At 66.4% G+C, this 2,003-nt stretch carries 1 protein-coding gene and 1 tRNA gene; both read left to right on the top strand.

What is annotated here, in order from left to right:
- The first annotated feature begins 327 nt into the window (after window positions 1–327).
- Window positions 328–1,674 carry a methylenetetrahydrofolate--tRNA-(uracil(54)-C(5))-methyltransferase (FADH(2)-oxidizing) TrmFO gene (gene trmFO, locus VKH46_17355; protein ID HKB72601.1) on the top strand — a complete coding sequence of 449 codons (1,347 nt, stop codon included), beginning with the start codon at window positions 328–330 and terminating at the stop codon, window positions 1,672–1,674.
- A gap of 37 nt (window positions 1,675–1,711) precedes the next feature.
- Window positions 1,712–1,785, top strand: a tRNA-Gln gene (locus VKH46_17350).
- Window positions 1,786–2,003 lie beyond the last annotated feature (218 nt).

The raw sequence follows: 2,003 nt of genomic DNA, 5'->3' as shown, positions 1-2,003 counted from the left end.
GCTGACGGACCCGTAGATGTTTCCGGACGTCGCCTGCGCGTACATCGACGCGGCGAGCCCGGTCGCCATTGCGAAAATGGCGAGGCTCCTCAAAACCTTCATAAAACTCCTTCCCGACCCCGCAATGAGGGCCATAGCTTTCAAGGGATTCACTCCCCTTGCCGCTTGTGCCAGTAAAGCCATTATTGTGCCATTGCGAAATTATTTCAATTGCAAATAACCGATGTATTTTCATAAATTTACGATCGTCACGATGCGCGGCCATGAGTCATGAAATCCCGAATTTTGGATTTTCGTCCGGGCCTTTGGAGAGGGTAAGCTGCGCGCATGGACGTCACGGTCGTCGGGGGCGGGTTCGCCGGGGTCGAGTGCGCGTGGCAGCTCGCGCGGCGCGGCCACACGGCGCGTTTGGTCGAAATGCGCCCCCGGGTCCGGACGCCCGCGCACCAGGGGGAAGGCCTCGCCGAGATGGTCTGCTCGAACTCGTTTCGCTCCGACAATCCCTTGAACGCCGTCGGGCTCCTGAAACGCGAGATGGAGGCCCTCGACTCGCTGGTGATGGCGTGCGCGCGCGAGGCGCGCGTGCCGGCGGGAGACGCGCTCGCCGTCGACCGCGCGGCGTTCAGCGAGCGGGTGACCGCCGCGATCGCCGCGTCTGCGCGGATCGAGATCGCGCGCGAGGAGATCGGCGCCATCCCGCCGGAGGGGCTCGTGGTCCTGGCGACCGGGCCGCTCACGTCCGGCGCGCTCGCGCGGTCGATCCGCGAGCGTCTCGGGACCGACGCGCTCTACTTCTACGATTCGATGGCGCCGATCGTGACGGTCGATTCGCTCGACCAGTCGCAGATCTACCCGGCGTCGCGGTACGGGAAGGGGGACGGCGACGACTACCTGAACTGCCCGATGACCCGCGCGCAGTACGAGCAGTTCGTCGCGGAGCTGCTGGCCGGCGAGACCGTTCCGGTCCACGACTTCGAGAAGGGGGTGTACTTCGAAGGGTGCCTCCCGATCGAGGTGATGGCCGAGCGCGGCATCGAGACGCTGCGGCACGGGCCGCTCAAGCCGATGGGCCTCGAGGACCCGCGCACCGGGAAGCGCCCGCACGCGGTCGTGCAGCTTCGCCAGGACGACCTCGCGCGCGAGCACTTCAACCTCGTCGGCTTCCAGACGAAGCTGAAGGTCGGCGAGCAGAAGCGCATCTTCCGCCAGATCCCCGGACTCGAGAACGCAAGCTTCGTTCGCTTCGGGATGCTGCACCGGAACACCTACATCCATTCCCCCGCGCATCTCGACCGTTTCTTCCGGCTCCGCGACGAGCCGCGGATCTTCTTCGCCGGCCAGATCACCGGCGTCGAGGGGTACCTGGAGTCGGCCGCGACGGGCCTCTACGTCGGCCGAACGCTCGCGCAGATCCTCGAGGGTCGGGAACCCGTGCCGATGCCGTTCGAGACGGCGCTCGGGTCCCTTTCGCGGCACTGCTCGGAACGGCCGAAGACGAAGACGTTCGAGCCGATGAACGTGACGTTCGGAATGATCGAGGACACGTCGCGCGACGCGGTCCGCGACCGGACGCGGCGGCGCGAGGGCCAGGTCGCGCGGGCGCTCGAGGCGATCGCGGAGTACCGGTCACGGTCTGAATCGCCGGCCGAGTCTCGTCCGGCCGCGACGGCTTGACCCGTCTCCCGCTCTCCTGAATAATCGCGCCCTTCGTTGGGAGGTCGTCCAACGGTAGGACACGTGGCTCTGGACCACGGTATCGGGGTTCGAATCCCTGCCTCCCAGCCATCCGCCTTCGCCCTGCCAAGCGCTTTGCGCTCGACAGAGCTTCGGCGCGATTCAGGCACAATGACGATCTCCCTGCCGAAGCGAAGGCGGATGTCGCGCCGAAGCTCGCCAACGAGCGAGCGAAGGCGGACCGCTCGCCGCCCTCTCTCGACGAATCCGCCTTCGCCCTGCCAAGCGCTTTGCGCTCGACAGAGCTTCGGCGCGATTCAGGCACGAAG

This window comes from Thermoanaerobaculia bacterium, from assembly GCA_035260525.1.
In the GTDB taxonomy this organism is placed as follows: domain Bacteria; phylum Acidobacteriota; class Thermoanaerobaculia; order UBA5066; family DATFVB01; genus DATFVB01.
This window is presented reverse-complemented; position numbering and strand designations above follow the sequence as displayed.